The following is a 19,546-nucleotide window of genomic DNA, read 5'->3' as shown; positions in this document are numbered from 1 at the left end:
GCGGCGCCCCCTCCCGTGGCGGCCCTAACTGGCGGGGGTGGCCGTTAAGCGAGCAGTCCCTCCACATCCGCCGCTTTCGGGTACGCCGTTTGCGTCCCCTTCCTGGTCGCTGCCAAGGCCGCGGCAACGGACGCGAAGGCGGCAGCGGCCGGAAGTGAATCGCCGGCGGCAAGGCGCGCAGCCACGGCCCCGGTGAATGCATCGCCTGCACCGGTGGTGTCCTTGGCGTCGACCCTGGTGGGTTCAATGCGGGTGATGCGGCCCTCGGCGCCGGCTCCGGAGTCCAGGACGACGGAGCCGTTCGCCCCCAAAGTGACCACAACGCGGTGCAGTCCGCGATCGGCGAACTTGTCCCGGACCGGCGCCCACGCCGCGGTGTCAGCCCCGGCGTCGGGCACGGCGGCGCCGCCCAGGAACAGCGACGCCTCATGCGCGTTCACCAGCAGGATGTCGCAGAGTGCGGCCAAGCTCGCCGGGATCTCGGCGTAGGGCGACAGGTTGAGCAGAACTGTCGCCCCGGCGTCGTGGCCCAAGCGGGCCGCGGCCTCAACGGTGTCCAGACCGACCTCGAGGCACAGGCACATCACGGACGCGCCCTCGAACAATTCGGCGGAAGCGGCAACATCCCCGGGCGCCAGTGTGCCGTTGGCTCCGGCCGAGATGATGATGTTGTTCTCACCGTGGGCGTCGACGGAAATGACGGCGACGCCGGTCGCAGCATCAGGCGTGCGGCGGACGCGGGAAATGTCCACCCCGGCCCCGGCGGTGGAGGCCAGAAGCATGGTCCCGTTGGTGTCGTCGCCCACCGCACCGATCAGCGCGACCCGGCTTCCGAGTTTGGCCGCCGCGACCGCCTGGTTGGCGCTCTTGCCGCCGGGATTGACCGCAAAGCCATTCCCGTGCACCGTTTCGCCGGGGAGGGGGAGCCTGTCGCAGTAGATGGTCAGGTCCGCATTCAGTGAACCGACGACGACGATCCGGCCAGAGTCCGGGCGGGTCATTTCGCCTCAGCTTCCAAGGGCTTGGGAATCAGGAGTGAGGCGGCGAAAGCCGCCACGGTGATGATCAGGCCCACCGTGATCGCGGTCAAGTAGGATGCCTGGGCATCGCCCAGTGCAGAAGAGGCCACCAGCGCTGCCGGCAGGACCAGGAAGCTCAGGCCGGCGCCCAGGTTGAACGCGCCGGCGTTCATGCCGGGGAGAAAGCCGGGGTTGCCAGCTGGGGAGAGGACAACGCCAAGGCCGTTCAGCATGATGTTGACCGTACCCGCGTACATGATGCCCAGCAACGCTGTTCCGGCAATCATCATGGGCAGGCTGCTGAGGCCGAAGAAGGCGATGATCGCCAGGGCCACGACGCTGCCGGCCATGCCGATCCGCAAAACTTTGGTGTAGCCGAAAACCGGGGCCAAACGGCCGCTGATGGGTCCGACAACCCAGCCCAGGAGGGCGTAGGGAGTCAGGATGATGAGTGACATTTCGGTCGGTCCCACGCCGAAGCCGGGAGCCGTGGCCTGCACGTAGGCGGGAACGATCCCGTTGATGACCGCGAAGACGCCGGTCATGGTCAGGATTGTGGTCAGCAACGGCGCCCAAGTGGAGCGCTGGCGCAGGTGGGCGGTCTCCACCATGGGCTGCCGGGAGCGCTTTTCCACCGTCCAGAACCCGAAGAAGGCGATCACTGCAACGGCGATGAGGGCAGTCGCCAGTGCGAGGGTGCCGGGGGAGAATCCGCTGACCAGTTTGGAGGCCTCGTTGAGGGCTGTGAGCAGGGCGCCGACCGCGATCACGATGAAGAAGACGCCGGGCCAGTCCATCTTGGTGCCCACCGCCGGCTTGCTCTCACCGGCCAGAACGGCGACCAGGCCCGCCGCCACGACGGCCAGCACCACCATGAGCCAGAAGATGCTGCGGAATCCGTAATGCTCGGCGAAGTAACCGCCGACAAAGGAGTCGACGCCGGCAACCCCGCCGTTGACGGCGGTGATGAGGCCCATGAGGGCACCGTACTTCCGCGGGTCACTGACGGCGGAGCGCAGCATGATCAGGCACAGCGGGACCGTGGGGCCGCTGACGCCCTGGATGATGCGTCCGACGAAGAGCCAGGTGATATCGGGAGCCATGGCCGCGATCACCGAGCCGACAGCCATCATCAACATCATGCCCAGCAGGATCTTCTTGCGCCCCACAATGTCGCTCAGGCGCGGCAGGAAGAGGGAAAACAGTGCTGCCGCGGTGAAGAACCAGGTCTGGGACAGGCCGATCACGGCCTGATCGGTGTGGAGTTCGTTGCCCATCGTGACCAGGGCGGGGCTGAGCATCGATGCGTTGAGCTGGAAGGCAATGCAGGCCGTCAACAGGGCCGCCGTGAGTGCAGCGACGCTTCGTCCCGTTGTCTTGGATTCGTAAGTCAGAGTGCTCATGAGTTGGCTCCGTTTCCTGCGCCGATGCTGACGGCGGCGGACGGGTCCACGTCGCCGATGCGCACCAGGGCGTCTGTGACGAGGTTCCAGAACTTCGCGTGATCGAGGTCCACAGCAACAGACGTGTGGCAGTCCTCCGGTGCCGGGGCGCGGAAATCGGCGACGGTCATGCCGAGCGTCAGTTGGCCCTGCAGTTCGATGTTCACGGGGACTTTGCGGGTGGTCATCACCGTGGGATCGATGACGTAGGCCACCGCGCAGGGGTCGTGGACGGGCGGGTAATCGAAGCCCTGGGCGTCCTTGTACGTCTTGGTGAAGAACTCCATCAGCTCCAGCACGAACTGGGCGGGCTTGGTACCCACGGCGGCGATTTTTTCCACGACTTCGGGGGTCGCGAGGGCCTGGTGCGTGAGGTCCAAGCCCACCATGACCACCGGCCACGGCTCGTTGAACACAATATGTGCGGCCTCGGGGTCGATGATGATGTTGAATTCGGAAACGGCGCTCCAGTTGCCTACGTGGTACCCGCCGCCCATGAGCACAACTTCTTTCACGCGCTCCACGATGCGCGGCTCCTTGCGGGCCGCCATGGCAATGTTGGTCAGTCCTGCCGTGGGCACCAGCGTCACAGTGCCAGGCTCGTGCGCCATAACAGTGTCGATGATGAGGTCGACGGCGTGGCGCGGGTCCAGTTCGATGCTGGATTCGGGCTGGGCGGGGCCGTCCATGCCGCTCTCACCGTGGATGTCGGGGGCGGTTTCGATGCTGCGGACCAAGGGCCGATCGCAGCCGGCGGCGAAGGGGACGCCGGTGATGCCGGCAATCGTGCCCACCGACAGGGCGTTGCGGGTGACCCTTTCGAGGGTCTGGTTGCCGACGACCGTTGTGACCGCGAGCAGCTCAATGTACGGATTGCCGTGAGCCAGCAGCATGGCCACGGCGTCGTCATGGCCTGGGTCGCAGTCCAGGATGATCTTCCTGCGTTCCGGTTTCAGGGTGATGGGATCCACGTAAATATCTCCACGTCGTTGGGGGTCCGCCGGGGCGGTGCGATAAAGCGTTCAGAGTGAGTTTGGCACTGTCAAGCGTCAAGCGTCAAGCGCTTAACGTAAGTGACGTCAAGCGCTTGATGTCTTGCGGCAGGTGCGATGCGTCACTCCCGGCTACGATCGAGGTATGGAATCCGGCGAACAAGTACACGAGCTTCGGGGGCGCACCCCGCGCGTCACTGCGGCGATGGTGGCTGCGCGGGCCGGGGTCTCCACCGCAACGGTCTCCCTTGTGGCCAACGGAAAGACCCAGGGGCGGGTCTCGGAGGACAACATTTCGCGGGTCCGGGAAGCCATTGCGGAACTCGGCTATGTGGTGGACAGTATTGGCAGTTCGCTAGCCAAGGGCATCAGTTCGATCGTCATTCTCGTGGCGCCGGACATCTCCAACCCTTTCTTCGCCAACGTCATTGCAGGTGTCCGCGGCGCGCTCGGCGCCGAATACCAGCTGCTGCTCTCCGTCACGGACGCCGGGGAGTTCCCGCGCGTCGACGACGTCCGCCGGCTCCTGGCTTTGCGGCCGGCCGGGCTGCTCGTAGATGCGCCCAGCGCGGAGTTCCTGGAGGATCTTTCCGTCGCTGGGCCTCTCGTTCTGCTGGACGCCCCCGGCTTGGAGTCCTTCGCCCCCTCGGTGAATCTCGACGTCGGACACGGCGCCCGCCTGCTGGCCCGGCACCTGGCGGACGCCGGACACAAACAAGCGGCGTACATGGACAGTGTGACCGGCACGGCGACCTTCGATATCCGGCGGGCGGCATTCCTAGAGGAGTCCGCGGCGCTGGGCATCACCGTGGCCACGGACCATGTCATCGGCACCACCATTGACGTCGGCGTCGCCGCCGGCGCGTTCGCCGCGGCGTGGCCGGATTGGCAGCGGGACGGTGTCACCGCCGTCGTCTGCGCCACCGATACCCATGCCTACGGCGTGCTGCAGGAAGCCAGGGTGGCCGGCGTCCGCATTCCGCAGGAACTGGCCGTGGCAGGCTTCGATGACCTGCCCTATTCGGCCACGTCCAACCCGGGCCTGACCAGCGTCCACCTTCCGGGCGACGCCCTCGGGGCCAGGGCCGGCGAACAGCTCCGCAGGGTCATGGAGGGCAAGGGCTTGGAACAGCACCAGCTGATCCTCCAGGGTTCACTGATGGTCCGCGGTTCCACGGAACCGGCCAGCACCTAGAAAACCGGACCGAGCCCACCCACGAACATCTCACCCGAGGAGTTGTCAGCATGACCAACGCAGACGCCCTGACCATCCACAATGCCCGGATCTTTGACGGACATTCGCCCGAGCTGGCGAGCGGATCCATCCTGTTCCGGGACGGGATCATCCAGGAGACCGGCGACGTCATCCCCGAAGGTGAGGTGATCGACGCCGGCGGCCGCGTCGTGGTGCCAGGGCTCATCGATGCCCACTTTCACGCGTACGCCGTGGGTTTGGGCGGCCTTGAGGTTGAGCGCTCGCTCCTGAGCTACACCGCACTGGTGGGGGCGCGCCGCTTGGGCGCCGCCGTGCGGCGGGGATTCACGACCGTCCGCGATGTGGCCGGCGGGGACAGCGGGCTGGCCCGCGCCATCCGCAGCGGCCTGGTCACGGCTCCGAGATACTACTACACGGGTCCGGCCCTCAGCCAAACCGGTGGCCATGGCGATCCCCGGTCCGCGGATCTGGATGTCTGCTTCGATCACGGTCACATGTGCGCCGTGGTGGACGGGGTGGACAACCTGCGCCGGGCAGTTCGTGATCGGTTCCGCACGGGAAGCCACGCCATCAAGATCATGACTTCCGGAGGCGTGGTCTCCCTGACAGATCCCATCCGGCTGCCGCAGTATTCAGCGGAAGAAGTCCGGGCGGTGGTGGACGAGGCCATCCGGCGCAAGAGTTACGTGGCGGCCCATGCGTATTCACCCGAGGCAATCAGGCATTCCGTGGAAAACGGGGTACGTTCCATAGAACACGGGAACCTCTTGGACCGGGACACGGCGCAGATGATGGCCGAGCACGGGAGCTTCCTCGTGCCGACGCTTGCCGCCTACGACGCCATGAGCCGAAGGGGAGCTGCAATGGGCCTGAACCCCGTTTCCCAGGCCAAGAACGCCGAGGTGCTTGAGGCCGGCAAAATTGCTGTGGAACTGGCCCTGCAGGCCGGAGTCAAGGTGGGCTTCGGATCCGACCTGATGGGGGACCTTGAGGATGATCAGCTTGTCGGCATTCGGCTGCAGATCGAGGCGGCAGGCGTCTTGGAGACGCTGAGATCCCTTACCTCAGTAAACGCAGAGCTCCTTCAGGACCCAGGCATCGGGAGCATCGGCGCTGGAATGGCGGGCGATGCCGTGATTCTGGACGGCGACCCCTTTGTGGACCCGGCAGTTCTCTGGGACCACAACAGGTCGAGGACTGTTATCCACGACGGGCGCATCATTCGGTGACCCTGGAGATGCCCGGGCGGGCTCAGGAGGGCCGGCGTTAGGGGAGCTCGCGGGGCAGAAATCTCGTTGTTTCTTAAAGCAATACAACTGTTGACTAGTGAGCAACTTCACAGTTACAGTTGCGAAACCGAAAAGCCGCCGGAAGGCGGACTCGAGATCTCCAGCTGGAATGGATGGCGCGCGCGAACCGCAGCTGTCACTTCTCCTTCTCTCTTCACTTCTTCTCGCTTCACTGCGTCACACGCAATCACACGCACCGCACCCCGCCACGCCCGCAATCCTGCACGCCCTCTTTTGGCGTGCCCGCGTCCATGAGAGGCACTTCCCCCATGACAGCATTCCGTTCCACTCCCTTTGACCGCAGGCAGCTCCTCAAGGCGGCAGCGCTGACGCCATTTGCGGGTCTGGCGCTCTCCGGCTGCGCGGCGAAGCCCGCCGAAAGTGCCGCTGCCAACAAGACGGTGACCGTCACGTCCTATGGTGGCTCGTACAACGACCAGCTGACCCAGACAATCCTGGACCCGTTCTCCAAGCAGTCGGGGATCCAGACGACGCTGCTGGCCAACACCTCCCTGGCCGCGCTCAAGGCCCAGGTCCAGTCCGGCGACGTGCAGTGGGACCTCGTGGAAATCACGGCGCCGGAGTATGAGGTGGCCGTGGCCGAGGGGCTGCTGGAGAAGTTCGACTACGACATCATCAGCGACAGGGGCCTGCCCGGATACGCGAAGGCTGAATACGGCATCAAGTACCTGAGCTTCCTGTTTGTCATGGCCTGGGACCAGAAGGTCATTTCCGACGCGCAGGCCCCGAAAGACTGGGCCCAATTCTTCGACCAGGGCAAGTACAACACCAAGCGCTCGGTGTACAACCAGCTCTCCGACAGCTCCGTCCTGGAAGCCGCGCTGCTGGCCGACGGTGTCCCCTTCGACAAGATCTACCCGCTCGACGTCGACCGGGCCCTGAGGGTCCTGGGCCAGCACCCGGGCAAGGACCGGCTTCTGTACCACGCCGCCAACCAGGAGCCCATCCAGCAGCTCACTTCCGGCGAGGTCTCGCTCTCCACCAGCTTCAACAACCGCATTAACGCAGCCCGCAACGACGGCGCGAAACTGAACTTCTCCGCCGAAAACGCCGTCCTCGCCGGCGACTACTTCGTGGTTCCGAAGGGCGCCAAGAACAAGGAAGCGGCCTTCAAACTGATGAACTTCATGTCCAACGACGCCGAGGCCGGCGCGGCGTTCGACAAGGTCACCAACCTGACCCTGGCCAACACCCCGGCGCTGTCCAAGCTGCCGAAGGAAATCGCCGACACGCTCCCCACCAGCCCCCGGCTCGCGGACAAGATCCTGGTCCGAGACGACAAGTGGTGGTCGCAGAACCTGAAGAAGACCGAGCAGCAGTTCAAGCTCTGGCAGGCCAGCTGACATGAGCAACGCAACCCTCGAACGGCCCCGGCCGCGGGGCCGCGGCGCGCCTGCCTCCGCCGAGACAGCACCCCGACGGCGGCGCAGCGGCTGGTGGCTGCTGCTGGCTCCGATCCTTGCCTTCGACGTCGTGCTGTTCCTGACGCCGCTGGGCAAACTGGTCGGCGCAAGCTTCGCCGACAACGCCTACCAGCGGGTCCTCGAGGACCCGCTAGTGATGCGCGCCCTGGTCAACACCCTGACCATCAGCCTGGCCAGCACCATTGTCACCGTGGTGCTGGGCTACATCATCGCCATGGTCCTGTGGCGGGCCGGCAACGTCACCCGGGTGATCCTGTTCGCCGTCGTACTCCTGCCGTTCTGGACCGGCATCCTGGTGAAGAACTTCGCCTGGGCGGTCCTGCTCCAGGACAACGGCATTGTGAACGCATTCCTGCAGGGAATCGGGCTGACCGGTGCGCCGGTCCCGTTGCTGCACAACCGGTTCGCCGTGATCGTCGGCATGGTGCACTGCCTCCTGCCGTACGCGGTGTTCCCGATCTTCTCCTCGCTGACATCGATCGATGACCGGCTCGGGCTCGCGGCCCGCTCCCTTGGCGCGCGGGAAGGATCCGTCTTCCGCAGGATCACGCTGCCGCTGAGCATGCCCGGCATTTCCGCGGCCGGGCTGCTGGTCTTCATCATCAGCACAGGCTTCTTCATCACCCCGGTGGTGATGGGCGGGCCCGGCGACATGATGATCGCCAACCAGATCGACTACTACGCCCGACAGCTCACGGACTTCTCCGGGGCCGCTGCGCTGGCCGTCATCCTGACGGTCATGGTCAGCATCCTCGTGGCCGTCTACCAGCGCGTCCTCAAGGCAGGAGGCCAACATGAAGACAACTAATCCACAGCACCGGCTGCTGGCGCTTCTTTCCATCCCGGCCTTCCTGTTCCTCGTCATTCCGACAGCGATTGTGGTGCCGGTCGCGCTGAACGACAGCCGCTACATCACCTTCCCGCCGGAGGGAATCTCCTTCGCCGCCGTGGCCGGATTCTTCGCCGACCGGGCCTGGACCTCCGCCCTGACGGCCAGCCTGCAGTCGGCGGCAATCGCCGTCGTGATCGGCGTGCTGCTGGGCGCCACCGCGGCGATCGGCCTGCACGGGCGCAAGTTTCCCGGCCAGCCCGCCGTGGTGGGTCTGATCCTCGCGCCGATGATCGTGCCGACCGTGGTGCTGGCGCTGGCGTTCTACCAGTTCTTCATCTCGATCGGCATGGTGGGCAGCATCGTCCCCATCGGCCTTGCGCACGCCGTGATCGCGACCCCCTATGTGTACCTGACCACCCGCGCCAGCCTCGCCGGGCTCAACCCGGCCCTGGTCCGGTCGGCGCAGAGCCTCGGGGCCGGACCGCTCTCCGTCCTGCGGCACGTGTATCTGCCCATCATCCTGCCCGGCCTGATCTCCGGGGCGCTCTTCGCGTTCTCGGTCTCCATCGATGAGACGGTGATGTCCCTGTTCATGCAGTCCCCGGGGGCCACCACGTTGCCGGTGAAGATGTTCACGGATATCCAGTTCAACCTGACCCCGAAGATCGCGGTGTCCTCCGCCCTGCTGGTCAGCGTCGCCACCATCGGGCTGCTGCTCCAGGTCTTGTTTGTCCTCAAGCGCCGCTCTTCAACCCGGATGCTGCCGCTGGCCGTGTCCGCACAAACGTAAGGAAAGTCGATGACCGCATCAGTGATTTCCGCCGGGCCCATTCCCGGCACGGGCAGGGCCGCCCAGGGCGCCATTGAGCTCCGCCAGGTCAGCAAGCACTACGGCGACGTCGTTGCCGTGGACGAACTGGACCTGACAGTCCAGCCGGGGGAGTTCGTGACCCTCCTGGGCCCCAGCGGCTCCGGCAAGACGACCACCATGATGATGGTGGCGGGGTTTGAAGAACACACCGCCGGAGCCATCCTCATTGACGGCAAACCCGTGGACATGCTGCCGCCCCGGGACCGCAATCTCGGTGTCGTGTTTCAGAACTACGCCCTGTTCCCGCACATGAGCGCGCTGGAAAACGTGGAGTTTGCGCTGCGCATGAGGAAGGTCCCGCGCGCGGAACGCCGCCAGCGCGCCGAGGAAGCCCTCGACCGTGTGGGACTGGGCAAGATGGGCGGGCGCAAGCCGCGCCAGCTCTCCGGCGGACAGCAGCAGCGGGTGGCGCTGGCCCGGGCACTGGTCTTCAACCCGGCGGCCCTGCTGCTGGATGAGCCGATGGCAGCCCTGGACAAGCGCCTTCGCGAGCAGATGCAGGAGGAGATCAAGACCCTGCAGAAGGGCCTGGGCATCTCCGTGCTGTTCGTGACACACGACCAGGACGAGGCCATGGCCATGTCGGACCGGATCGTGGTGATGCGGGACGGGCAGATCGTGCAGTCCGGCCCGCCGGAGGAGGTGTACAACCACCCCATGACCGACTGGGTGGCCAGCTTCCTGGGCGACACCAACCTCATCCCGTGCACCATCGTGGAGCGCAACGGCGAGGAAGCCGTGGTGGACCTCGGCGGACTGGGTATGGCAAAGGTCCGGGACCGCGGGGCAAGCGGTGAGAACTACGCCGTCTCCATCCGCCCGGAGCACCTCAAATTCAGGACACGGGCCGCGGCGGGCAACGGATGCGCCGCGACCCTGCTGTCCTCCACGAATCTTGGCGCCACGGTCCGCCACCGCCTCACTGCCGGCGGCCACGACCTCCAGCTCCGTGAGCTGAGCTCCGACAGTGTCGCCCGGATCCGGCCGGATGAGGAGCTGTGGGTGGGCTGGGACGCGGACAAGGCCCAGCTGCTGGTCCTGGAGTCCTGACCGCCGGATGCTGTGACGGCCGGGCCGGTTCCGGCACCCCTCCGCGGGACATGCCCTCCTCCGGCGCCCAGGGATGGACATATGCCCACTATGTCCATCCCTGGGCCGCGCCGGGGGACGTGTCCATTCCTGAGGGGGGGACATGTCCACTGCTGAGCGCCGGCAGGGGCATGCCCTCGGCCGGACACGTTGACTCTGGCCGGCAGTACTCAGCCGAACTCTTTGATGAAGTCCAGGGCGGTTTGGGCGACCTCAGGCCAGCCGTGATCGATCGTGAGAGAGTGGCCGCGGTCCGGCAGCTCCTTGATTGCCGTGTGCGCCGAATTTCTTTTTTGACGCTTGTAAGACGCATTGGCGATGGCCCACGGCACGGTGTGGTCTTTCTCCCCGGAGATGATCAGCAACGGCCCCCGATCCGGATTCTTCGTGTCGACCTTGGCCTCGGTGAACGGGTTGAGGTTTGCGGTTGCAGCCTGGAACAGAGGCACACCGGAGGCCGCGACATGAAAGGTGTCAAACAATTGGCGGGCTTCGTCCTCGTCCAGGGCATTGGCCCAGCCGAAACGGAATTCGTCAAAAGTCAAAGACACTGCACGCTTGGCGTTGGCGGGATTCGCGATCACAGGCGCTGCTGACTTTAAGGCTGAGGCCGGCAGCGGCAGGACTCCCCGGAACGGTGCGGGGTCGATCGCCACCGTGACTGCGGCGGCTCCGGTTCCGGCGATCCTCTGGGCGATGAGTCCGCCGAAGGAATGCCCCACGACGGCGGGCTTGATGGTGAGCTGGCCAATCGCGTCGAGGTAGTGGTCCGTGACTTGCCTGACCATCTTCTTGGCAAAGACCTCCGGGTCGCGTCTGGCCTCATCGACGCTTTCGGGATCATCGGGCCACGTGGGGGCGAGCGTGGTGTAGCCGTTCTCCTCATACAGGGCCCGCCACCGGTCCCAACTGCTGGACAGGAGCCACAGTCCGTGGACGAAGACGACGGGTTTGAGGCCGGAAGCGTTCGCCCGGTCCACCTGCTGTTGCTCGAGGTTCGTCATATCAGCCATGGCGCTCATCCGTTCGCGTGTGCATCGCGGGTCGTCGGTGGGGGACGCGGGGACGTCCTCCCGCAGGCACGAGTATGCCTGCGGGGCATGGCGAAGGCAATGCCTTTGCTGAATACCGGCACGGGCTGCGGGCCACGTGGCACCCGGGGTACGCCTTGCCGGTCAGCGACGCGGAGTGCAGCCATGGTTTGCGGTCCGCCACGCGCACCGGGCCCCAAACCCGTGGCTTGTCAGGACCGGCCCTACAATGGTCTCGATGATGCCAGGACATATAGCAGCTGCTGACGGAAAGAACGTGCTGAGCATCAGTGCGGGCATCATCACATCCGTCTGGCAGCCGGGCACGTTTGTTGATGTCGACGATGCCAGGGACGCGATGCTGGCCGTAGCGCAGATCAGCGGCGGAATACCGATGCCGATGCTCTCCGAAATGACGGACGTGGAGATCAGCGCGGCTGCCAGGTACGAGTTCGCGCAGACAACAGGGGTTCTGGCGATTGCCGTGCTTGGATCCAGCACAGTGGATCGTGTGATCGCGGCGGCCATGAGCCGGCACACCCGCTACCCCCACGAATTCTTCACGTCCCGGGACGAGGCTATGGCCTGGCTGAACAACTTCACCTCCAGCGGCCAGTCCGGTGAATACACGGACGGCATTTCCGCCCTGGCGTGACAGTGCCGGCCTGCCCCGGTTAGGCCTTGTCCACCGTAAAAGCCGCCCCGGCCTCCTTGACTTGCTGGTTGGTCGCGGCCCAGCTGGCCAGCAGCCGCAGCGCATCTTCCGACGCGGAGCCGGGCTCGGCGTTGTAGATCAGCAGGGACAGCCCGGCGTCGGCGGAGACGTCCATTGCCTCGTACATCAGGTGGAGATCCCCGACCACCGCGTGGTGCAAGTGCTTGAGCCCGGTGTAGTGCTGGCGCACGTTATGCGCCGCCCACAAGGTGCGGAATTCCTCGCTCCGCGTCGATAGTTCCCCGACCAGGTCGGTCAGCCCGCGGTCGTAGGGGTCCCGGCCGGCCTCGGTGCGCAGGATCGCGACGGTGTCGCTCGCCGCACGGCCCCAGTCCGGGTAGAAGCTGCGCGATCGTGCGTCCAGGAAGATGAACCGGGCGTGGTTGGCCGGGCGGGCCGGACCCGCGTACATGTCCGAATACAGGGCATGGCCTAGCGGGTTGGCCGCAAGGATGTCCATGCGTCCGTTCCGCACAAAGGCGGGCGCGTGGGCGATGGCGTTCAGCGTCAGCTGAACGCTGCGCCGGACGGACTCCGCGGGACGGGGACGACGGCGGGTCCGGCTGCCCGGGGCCGCCGCCCGGGCCAGATCGAAGAGGTGGGCCCGTTCGGCGTCGTCGAGTTGCAGGGCCCTGGCCACAGCGTCCAGCACCCCCTCCGAAACGCCGGACAGGTTTCCCCGCTCCAGCCTCGTGTAGTACTCGACGCTGACGCCGGCCAGCATGGCGACTTCCCCGCGGCGGAGTCCGGGGACCCGGCGTTTCGCGCCGTAGATCGGCAATCCCGACTCTTCGGGGGTGATCTTGGCCCGGCGCGAGGCAAGGAACTCGCGGGTCGCCTCTCGATTATCCATGCCATCAACGTTAGGCCTTTGGGCTCTCTGAGGGAGGCCCTGCCAGTACCCCTATCAGCAGAGACTCCCTCACGGCTGCGTTACCGGGTTTGATGGATGGTGTTCCGTTGAACAACCCCCAACGATCAACAAGCAGGAGATTCATTGCCTACCGTCAACGCTTACGCATCACCGTCCGCGACCGAGCCGCTCGCCCTCACCACCATCGAGCGCCGCGACGTTGGACCGCACGATGTCCTGATCGAGATCAAGTACGCCGGGATCTGCCATTCCGATATCCACACTGTCCGCGGCGACTGGGGCCTGCAGACCTATCCGCTGGTTCCCGGCCATGAAATTGCCGGCATTGTCACCGAGGTGGGCACGGCCGTGACCAAGCACGCCGTCGGTGACCGGGTCGGCGTCGGCTGCATGGTCAACTCCTGCGGCGAGTGCGTCAACTGCCAGGCCGGCGAGGAGCAGTACTGCCTCGCCGGGAACACCGGCACCTATGGCGCCGTCGACCGTGACGGCACCATCACCCAGGGCGGCTACTCCACCCACGTCGTTGTGACCGAAAATTTCGTGGTCACCATTCCCGAGGGCATCGAGCTCGACGTCGCCGCGCCGCTGCTGTGCGCCGGCATCACCACCTACTCGCCGCTGAACCACTGGGGCGCGGGTCCCGGCAAGAAGGTCGCGATCGTCGGCCTCGGCGGACTCGGCCACATGGCCGTCAAGATCGCCCACGCCATGGGCGCCGAGGTCACGGTCCTCTCGCAGTCGCTGAAGAAGCAGGAAGACGGGCTGAAGCTGGGCGCGGACCATTACTACGCCACGAGCGACGAGAACACTTTCACGGACCTTGCCGGCACTTTTGACCTGATCATCAACACGGTCAGTGCCGCGATCGACATCAGCTCCTACCTGCAGCTGCTGACCCTCGACGGCGCACTGGTCAACGTCGGCGCCCCCGCGGAACCGCTCCCGGTGAACGCGTTCGCCCTGATCATGGGCCGCCGTTCCTTCGCCGGCTCGATGATCGGCGGCATCCGCGAAACCCAGGAAATGCTCAACTTCTGCGCCGAGCACGGCCTGGGCGCCGAAATCGAGGTCATCCCGGCCGCGAAGATCAACGACGCCTACGAGCGCGTCCTGGCCTCCGACGTCCGCTACCGCTTCGTGATCGACACCGCGACCCTGAACTAGGACGCAGCAGCGCACGAAGAACCCCGGGAGTGGGCGGACGCGGCCTCCGGTCGCGCCCGCCACCCGACAAAAACACCCTGTGAGGAAATGACAGTGGAAATCCAAGCCAGGAAGCCAAGCGTCAAGGGACCGGCGCAGATGTTCACCGGCGACGTCTGGTTTGACGTCGTCGCGGCCCCGCAGCCCGAACCGTCCCGCATGCGCGTCAACGCGGTGCACTTTGCCCCGTGCGCCCGCACGGCCTGGCACTCGCACGCCGTCGGACAGACCCTGCACGTCACCGAAGGTGTCGGCCTGGTCCAGGCCCGCGGCGGCGAAGTGACCGAAATCCGCCCCGGCGACACGATCTACACGCCGCCGGGCGAATGGCACTGGCACGGGGCCGCGCCGGACCATTTCATGACCCACCTCGCGATGTGGGAAGCGCCCGCGGAGGGCGCGGAGTCTGAGTGGGGTGACCTCGTGACCGACGAGGAATACAACGGCGCCAAGTAGCACGACCGCCAGGCAGTTAGCGCGGCTGCGCTAAAACATCCGGCGCTGCCGGTGCGGGGCCAGCCCGGGGGACTGGCCCCGCAGCGGCATGCCGGGCACCGCGTGGGCTATTGCCCGGGGGCCCGGTACGACGGCGTCTTCTTGGCTGCCGCGTCGAGATCCTCTGCTGACATGAGCGGTTTCATGTGCAGGTTCACGGCGCCGGTGGAATTGATCATCAGTGACAGGGCGACGGCGTTGGCCTGGTCGGGGATATCGAAGACTCCGACGACGTCGGTCTCCCCGAAGGCGTAGTAGAAGCTTTCCAGTGAGCCGTCCACCGATTTGAGGGCTTCGACAACGGCATCACGCCGTTTGGTGCCGCCCTCGCGCATGAGTCCCTTGATTCCGTCGCCGACGTAGTTCGCTTCGAACAGATATTTGCTCATCGTTTTTCCTATCCTGTGTTCGCCCAGGACATCGGCATCCGAACGTGTGCCCGCTCCCAACGATGGAAGGTCCGAGGCTGGCCCCAGAGTGGGGGTCTGCCCACATGCTAGGCCTTCCACTTCACCCTTACAACGGTTCATTTGCGGCCACAACCGGGCTCCGGGCGGTCCGGCACTACCGCCGGCCGGAGGACAGGAACATAATCGGCGTATCAACCCGTACGGACAGTGGAGGCGATCGACGTGTCTGTTTATACGCTCGGAATCTGGCTGGTGCATCCCGGCCGCGAGAACGATTTTGTGCAGGCCTGGCGGGATCTGGCCAGGAAGACGAAGGAAGACTTTCCCAACGCCAAAGCCGTGCTGATGCACGATCGCGACGTCAAGAACAGGTTCATCAGCACCGGCCCGTGGGAGTCCCTGGAACAGATTGAACAGTGGCGGGATTCTGCCCTGTTCAAGCAGGGCCTCGAGGCAATGAAGGACATGCTGGAGCATTTCGAGGCGCGAACCCTGGACGAGGCCGCGAGCATCGGGTGGGATGCGACCGATATGTGAATTTACAGGGAACCGGGTCGCCGCCGGCAGCGCGGCGCGCGTTCCCGCCGGCTAAGCGGCCTGCAGCGCCTCGAGTACGGCGGCCAACAGGACATCGTTCCGGCCCCAGACGGGGTCGAAGATTTCCACGTACCAGGCATCCGCCAGGACCAGGGCCAAGGTCTCGTTGGTCTCGGCTGCCCAGTCCCTGAGCTGGTCCTCCCCAACGGGCCCCTCGCTGCTGCCGAGCAAGGTCGCGACGTCGTCGTCCTGTACGGTCACCGGGATGGAGACGCTGCTCGCCTCGCCGGGGTCGTGGACGACCGTCACCAGGCCGGTCCGTGCGGACAGGGCCAGGAGTGCCGTCGCCGCCTCCGGGCCGCAGAAGGCCGTCACGTAGGCGCGCTGCGCGAGGCCCCCGGCCTGAACGCCCGGCTGCGATTCCTTGGTGAAGAGCCCGTTGCGGTTTAGCCGGGCGAGCTCTCCGGCGATGGCCGCGGTCTCCTCGTCGAACCCGGGCGCGAAGACTCCCGGCTGGTATTGGCTGTTGCCCTCCAGCCAACGGGCGGTCAGTTCGCCGGCCGCCGGGATCGTGGAGGCCTGCCGCCAGACTTCGCGGTCCGCGAGAAGCCGGCCGAAGCTGTCCCGTTCCGTCGTGAACCTGGCCTCTGACATTTAGGCCTCCTGTGCTGTGGGGTGCGGGGTGGACTGCGCCGTGAGATGTGGGGTGGGGTGCGTCTGCGGGGCGTGGTGCTGCAGGAGGACGGACAACCGTTCGCAGCTGATCCGCAACGCCTCCAGTTCACGCCGGCTGTAGTCCTCGATGATCGCACGGATCCGCTCGGTGAGGTGCTCGTCGTCGACCTCGAACTCATGGTTCAGCGTGACCACGGAGAGCCCGTCCGCCGGCAGGATCGCCCAGTCGCCGCCGAGCTCCCGGAACGGGGGCTCGAGGTCCAGCTGGTGGAACTGGGCGCGGTGGCTGGCGGTGTCAAAGACGCGCCAGCAGTGGCTTGAACTGAGTGAGCCGTTGGACACCACGGACGTGCGCAGCTCGTGGCCGGCGTCGTCGCCGCTGACGCGCTCCGAGTACACCGTCAGGCCCTCGAGGTAGGGCCAGTGTGAGGCGTCGCGCAGCATGCTGAAGACAAGGTCCGCCGGGGCGTTGATGCCGAGCCGGTGCGTGGTCCGGTGCGTTTGCTGGTGCGTGCTCACTGACAAGTTCACCCCTCCTGTGTCGTGCTGTCACCTTGCAGGTCTTCTATGCAGGCTAGGCCAGTTGCGGCCTGCCGTGAACAATTCCGTCCCGTCGCGTCACGCAGGGCAATCTTCGGTAACACAGGGCGTCCGCAGGCAGCGTCCGCGGACGCCGGATGAACGGGTATTACCGCCTGTATCCCTTGGTTTCACCCGGTTTCACGGCGCTTTGACCGGCTCTCCCGGGCCCCGGATAGTTGCTGGCACCAGCACCATTTCAGTCCACTCTCAAGGGGAGAACATGTCCAGTCTTTCGTTTAAATCAGGCGCCGCGGTCGCGTTGGCGGCCACCACTGTCCTGGGTCTGGCGGCCTGCTCCGATCCCGGCGCCGCCGCTGCCGGCGGCCCGTCGGCAGCGGCGGCGTCGTCCACCGGGGTGAAGCAGTTCAACCTCTCGCCGCAGCAGGACCGCGTCAAGGCCACGGTGGATGCCGCGGCCGCCGCGCTCGTCCCGGAAGCCATTAAGAAGGACGGGAAGCTGACCGTGGCGGTGAGCCCGTTTGCGGCGCCGCTGGCCGTTTACGCCACCGACAACAAGACCCCGGTGGGCAACGAGGTGGATATCGCCGTCGCTCTGGCCGAGTCCCTGGGCCTGGAGGCAGACATTGTCCCGACGGCCTGGGCCGACTGGCCGCTCGGCGTCGATTCCGGCAAGTACGAGGCTGTGCTCTCCAATGTCACCGTCACGGAGGAGCGCAAGCTCAAGTTCGACTTCGCCAGCTACCGTGAGGACAAGCTCGGCTTCTACGCCAAGGCGGACAGCAGCGTCACCAAGGTCGAATCGGCCCCGGACGTCGCCGGCAAGCGCGTGATCGTCGGTTCCGGCACCAACCAGGAGGCAATCCTGCTGCGCTGGGATGAGGAGAACAAGAAAAACGGCCTCAAGCCCGTGGAGTTCCAGTATTACGACGACGACTCCGCCTCCCAGCTCGCCATCCAGTCCGGACGGGCGGACCTCACGTTCGGCCCCAACGCCACGGCGGCCTACAAGGCGGCCTCCGACGCCAAGACAAAGCTCGTCGGCCTGGTCGACGGCGGCTGGCCGCTGAAGGCCAGCATCGCCGTCACCACCAAGAAGGACAACGGGTTTGCCGCAGCGGCCCAGGCCGGACTGAACCATCTGATCCAGGACGGAAGCTACGCCAAGATCCTGGACCGCTGGGGGTTGTCCGCGGAAGCCGTCGCGAAGTCGGAGCTGAACCCGGCGGGCCTGCCGAAGAAGTAGGCCGCCCTAAATCCAACGCGGGGTCACATCGCGCCCAACCCGGAGAGGATTATGGGCGCGATGTGACCCCGCGTTGGTTGAATGAACGGTGCCGAAAGCCAACGAATCCCCGCCGGGAACGTCTCCGGCGGGGATTCGTTGTGCCTGCGTGGTGAAGCAGCGGTGATCGTCTAGGCCTGTGCCGTGACCGAACCTGAATCGATGCCGGCCTCGACGCTGGCACCTGTGCGCACCGGGGTGGCCAGGCCGAGGTTCTCCCGCAGCGTGCTGCCCGCGTACTCGGTGGGGTACACGCCGCGCTCCTGCAGTTCCGGCACGAGGTGGTTGACGATGTCGTCGAGGCCGGACGGGATGAGCCACGGCGAGATGTTGAAGCCGTCGACGGCACCGGTCCGGGCATACTCGCTGAGCCGGTCCGCGACCTCGGTGTACGAGCCGGTGAAGGTGGAGTCGCCCCGGCTGGTCTTGGCCGAGACGAATTGGCGGATGGACAGGCCCTTCTCCGTGGCCTCGGCCCGCCACTGGTCGGCCAGCTGGCGTGCCTTGGCGCCGTGGAAGCCGCTGCCTCGCGTTTCGGAGGTTTCCTCCACCACGGGGTCGATGTCCGGCAGCGGGCCGTCGGGGTCGTAGCCCTGCAGTTCCCGGCCCCAGAACTGTTCGAGGTATGCGATGGCCTGCTGCGGGCCGATCTGCAGACTGCGGACCCAGGCCTTCTTTTCGAGGGCCTCCCGCGGCGTGGCGGCGAGGATGAACTCGCTGGCAGGCATGATCTTCACGTCCTGGGCGCCGCGGCCGGCCCGGAGGGTGCGCTCCACGATGTCGCGGCGGAACTCCAGGGCGTCATCGAGCTGCGGGTGCGCGGAAAAGATGACGTCCGCCTGCCGGGCGGCGAAGTCCCTGCCCGCGGGCGAATCCCCGGCCTGGAACAGCACCGGCCGGTACTGGGCGCTGCGCGGCAGCCGCGGGGTGACGTCGACGGTGTAGTGCCGGCCGGTGTGGCGCACCCGCCGGACCGCGCCCTCCGCCGACCACCGCTCGGCGGAGGCTGAGTCCGCGACGGCGCCGTCGTCCCACGCGTCCCAGATCCGCTTGGCGGTTTCCACGAAAGCCTCGGCATGGGTGTACCGGTCGGTATGGTCCAGGTAGCCGCCGCGGCGGAAGTTGGCGCCGGTCCAGGCGTTGTCCGTGGTGACGATGTTCCAGGCCGCGCGGCCACCGGACAGCAGATCCAGCGTGGAGAGCCGGTGCGCCAGGTCTGCGGGGTCGTTGTACGTGGTGTTCTGGGTTGCGACCAGCCCGATCTTGGTGGTCACCGCGGCCAAGGCGGCGAGGGCGGTCTGCGCGTCGGGACGGCCGGCGACGTCGAGCGCGTGCGGGCGGCCAAGATGCTCGCGCAGCCGCAGGCCTTCGCCGAGGAAGAACGCCGCGAACAGGCCGCGCTCGGCGGTTTGGGCGATGCGCCGGAACGATTCGAAGTCGGTCTGGGAGCCGGACTCGGCCGCCTTCCAGACGGTTCCGGAGTTGACGCCCTGGAAGAACACGCCCAGCTGGAGCTGACCAGAGGGGATGAACCCGGACGCGGTGAATTCAGCGGCGGGGTGGGTGCTGTGGCTCATGGTGGG

Annotated in this window: 20 protein-coding genes; 11 read left to right on the top strand and 9 right to left on the bottom strand. The window is 66.2% G+C overall.

Annotation, left to right across the window (positions count from 1 at the left end):
• Positions 1-44 precede the first annotated feature (44 nt).
• From AC1DHX_RS01375 to uriH, 3 genes are read right to left on the bottom strand one after another with little or no spacing between them, the layout of a single operon-like run.
• The gene (locus tag AC1DHX_RS01375) at positions 45-1,001 is read right to left on the bottom strand and encodes a ribokinase (protein WP_476849966.1); all 957 of its coding nucleotides are present in this window, start codon (positions 999-1,001) and stop codon (positions 45-47) included.
• Complete coding sequence (uriT, locus tag AC1DHX_RS01370; protein ID WP_243178258.1) at positions 998-2,422, bottom strand: uridine transporter UriT; 1,425 nt, start codon at positions 2,420-2,422, stop codon at positions 998-1,000. The genes AC1DHX_RS01375 and uriT overlap by 4 nt, the downstream gene beginning before the upstream one ends.
• Complete coding sequence (uriH, locus tag AC1DHX_RS01365) at positions 2,419-3,432, bottom strand: uridine-preferring nucleoside hydrolase UriH (RefSeq protein ID WP_243178259.1); 1,014 nt, start codon at positions 3,430-3,432, stop codon at positions 2,419-2,421. Before uriH ends, uriT begins: the two co-directional genes overlap by 4 nt.
• Positions 3,433-3,598: 166 nt before the next feature.
• On the opposite strand from uriH, the gene AC1DHX_RS01360 reads away from it, so the two are divergent.
• The 6 genes from AC1DHX_RS01360 to AC1DHX_RS01335 all read left to right on the top strand — a co-directional run bounded on the left by AC1DHX_RS01360 (position 3,599) and on the right by AC1DHX_RS01335 (position 10,156).
• Positions 3,599-4,648, top strand: a complete 1,050-nt coding sequence (locus AC1DHX_RS01360) for a LacI family DNA-binding transcriptional regulator (protein ID WP_476859555.1) — start codon at positions 3,599-3,601, stop codon at positions 4,646-4,648.
• A gap of 50 nt (positions 4,649-4,698) precedes the next feature.
• Entirely contained in the window at positions 4,699-5,898 is a 1,200-nt protein-coding gene (locus AC1DHX_RS01355; protein WP_476859554.1) for a metal-dependent hydrolase family protein, read from the top strand.
• A 329-nt stretch (positions 5,899-6,227) separates the two neighbouring features.
• Positions 6,228-7,322 (top strand): extracellular solute-binding protein, encoded by a 1,095-nt coding sequence (locus AC1DHX_RS01350; RefSeq protein WP_476859553.1) that lies wholly within the window; start codon positions 6,228-6,230, stop codon positions 7,320-7,322.
• Position 7,323: 1 nt separating this feature from the next.
• Positions 7,324-8,211 carry an ABC transporter permease gene (locus AC1DHX_RS01345; RefSeq protein ID WP_476859552.1) on the top strand — a complete coding sequence of 296 codons (888 nt, stop codon included), beginning with the start codon at positions 7,324-7,326 and terminating at the stop codon, positions 8,209-8,211.
• Complete coding sequence (locus tag AC1DHX_RS01340) at positions 8,198-9,025, top strand: ABC transporter permease (RefSeq protein ID WP_026539571.1); 828 nt, start codon at positions 8,198-8,200, stop codon at positions 9,023-9,025. Before AC1DHX_RS01345 ends, AC1DHX_RS01340 begins: the two co-directional genes overlap by 14 nt.
• A gap of 9 nt (positions 9,026-9,034) precedes the next feature.
• Positions 9,035-10,156: an ABC transporter ATP-binding protein gene (locus tag AC1DHX_RS01335; RefSeq protein WP_476849962.1), complete on the top strand. Its 1,122-nt coding sequence runs from the start codon at positions 9,035-9,037 to the stop codon at positions 10,154-10,156.
• Positions 10,157-10,365: 209 nt separating this feature from the next.
• Here the strand turns inward: AC1DHX_RS01335 and AC1DHX_RS01330 are convergent, their stop codons facing one another.
• On the bottom strand, positions 10,366-11,208 hold the full coding sequence (locus AC1DHX_RS01330) for an alpha/beta hydrolase (RefSeq protein ID WP_476849961.1): 843 nt from the start codon (positions 11,206-11,208) through the stop codon (positions 10,366-10,368).
• Positions 11,209-11,464: 256 nt separating this feature from the next.
• On the opposite strand from AC1DHX_RS01330, the gene AC1DHX_RS01325 reads away from it, so the two are divergent.
• On the top strand, positions 11,465-11,881 hold the full coding sequence (locus AC1DHX_RS01325) for a DUF7793 family protein (protein WP_476859551.1): 417 nt from the start codon (positions 11,465-11,467) through the stop codon (positions 11,879-11,881).
• A 19-nt stretch (positions 11,882-11,900) separates the two neighbouring features.
• Here the strand turns inward: AC1DHX_RS01325 and AC1DHX_RS01320 are convergent, their stop codons facing one another.
• A complete protein-coding gene (locus AC1DHX_RS01320) occupies positions 11,901-12,794 on the bottom strand; it encodes a helix-turn-helix transcriptional regulator (protein WP_476859550.1) in 894 nt (297 codons plus the stop codon).
• Between the two features lie 144 nt (positions 12,795-12,938).
• On the opposite strand from AC1DHX_RS01320, the gene AC1DHX_RS01315 reads away from it, so the two are divergent.
• Positions 12,939-13,982 carry an NAD(P)-dependent alcohol dehydrogenase gene (locus AC1DHX_RS01315; protein ID WP_476859549.1) on the top strand — a complete coding sequence of 348 codons (1,044 nt, stop codon included), beginning with the start codon at positions 12,939-12,941 and terminating at the stop codon, positions 13,980-13,982.
• A gap of 87 nt (positions 13,983-14,069) precedes the next feature.
• Positions 14,070-14,477 carry a (R)-mandelonitrile lyase gene (locus AC1DHX_RS01310; protein WP_476856078.1) on the top strand — a complete coding sequence of 136 codons (408 nt, stop codon included), beginning with the start codon at positions 14,070-14,072 and terminating at the stop codon, positions 14,475-14,477.
• A gap of 107 nt (positions 14,478-14,584) precedes the next feature.
• Here AC1DHX_RS01310 and AC1DHX_RS01305 read toward each other — a convergent pair whose 3' ends face one another.
• Positions 14,585-14,905: a GYD domain-containing protein gene (locus AC1DHX_RS01305; protein ID WP_476849956.1), complete on the bottom strand. Its 321-nt coding sequence runs from the start codon at positions 14,903-14,905 to the stop codon at positions 14,585-14,587.
• A 228-nt stretch (positions 14,906-15,133) separates the two neighbouring features.
• Here AC1DHX_RS01305 and AC1DHX_RS01300 point away from each other — a divergent pair, with 228 nt between their 5' ends.
• On the top strand, positions 15,134-15,463 hold the full coding sequence (locus tag AC1DHX_RS01300; RefSeq protein ID WP_028275943.1) for an antibiotic biosynthesis monooxygenase family protein: 330 nt from the start codon (positions 15,134-15,136) through the stop codon (positions 15,461-15,463).
• 51 nt (positions 15,464-15,514) lie between these two features.
• Here AC1DHX_RS01300 and AC1DHX_RS01295 read toward each other — a convergent pair whose 3' ends face one another.
• Both AC1DHX_RS01295 and AC1DHX_RS01290 read right to left on the bottom strand, forming a co-directional pair.
• Positions 15,515-16,117, bottom strand: coding sequence for a DUF6919 domain-containing protein (locus tag AC1DHX_RS01295; protein ID WP_223914749.1), 603 nt, complete (start codon positions 16,115-16,117; stop codon positions 15,515-15,517).
• Positions 16,118-16,657 carry an SRPBCC family protein gene (locus AC1DHX_RS01290; protein ID WP_476849954.1) on the bottom strand — a complete coding sequence of 180 codons (540 nt, stop codon included), beginning with the start codon at positions 16,655-16,657 and terminating at the stop codon, positions 16,118-16,120.
• Between the two features lie 283 nt (positions 16,658-16,940).
• Between AC1DHX_RS01290 and AC1DHX_RS01285 the strand changes: the two genes are divergently transcribed.
• On the top strand, positions 16,941-17,924 hold the full coding sequence (locus tag AC1DHX_RS01285) for an ABC transporter substrate-binding protein (protein WP_476859548.1): 984 nt from the start codon (positions 16,941-16,943) through the stop codon (positions 17,922-17,924).
• 170 nt (positions 17,925-18,094) lie between these two features.
• Here AC1DHX_RS01285 and AC1DHX_RS01280 read toward each other — a convergent pair whose 3' ends face one another.
• A complete protein-coding gene (locus tag AC1DHX_RS01280) occupies positions 18,095-19,540 on the bottom strand; it encodes an NtaA/DmoA family FMN-dependent monooxygenase (protein WP_476859547.1) in 1,446 nt (481 codons plus the stop codon).
• Between the last annotated feature and the right edge of the window lie 6 nt (positions 19,541-19,546).

The sequence above is a fragment of the Arthrobacter sp. 05N33_2 genome (genome assembly GCF_056397425.1).
This window is presented reverse-complemented; position numbering and strand designations above follow the sequence as displayed.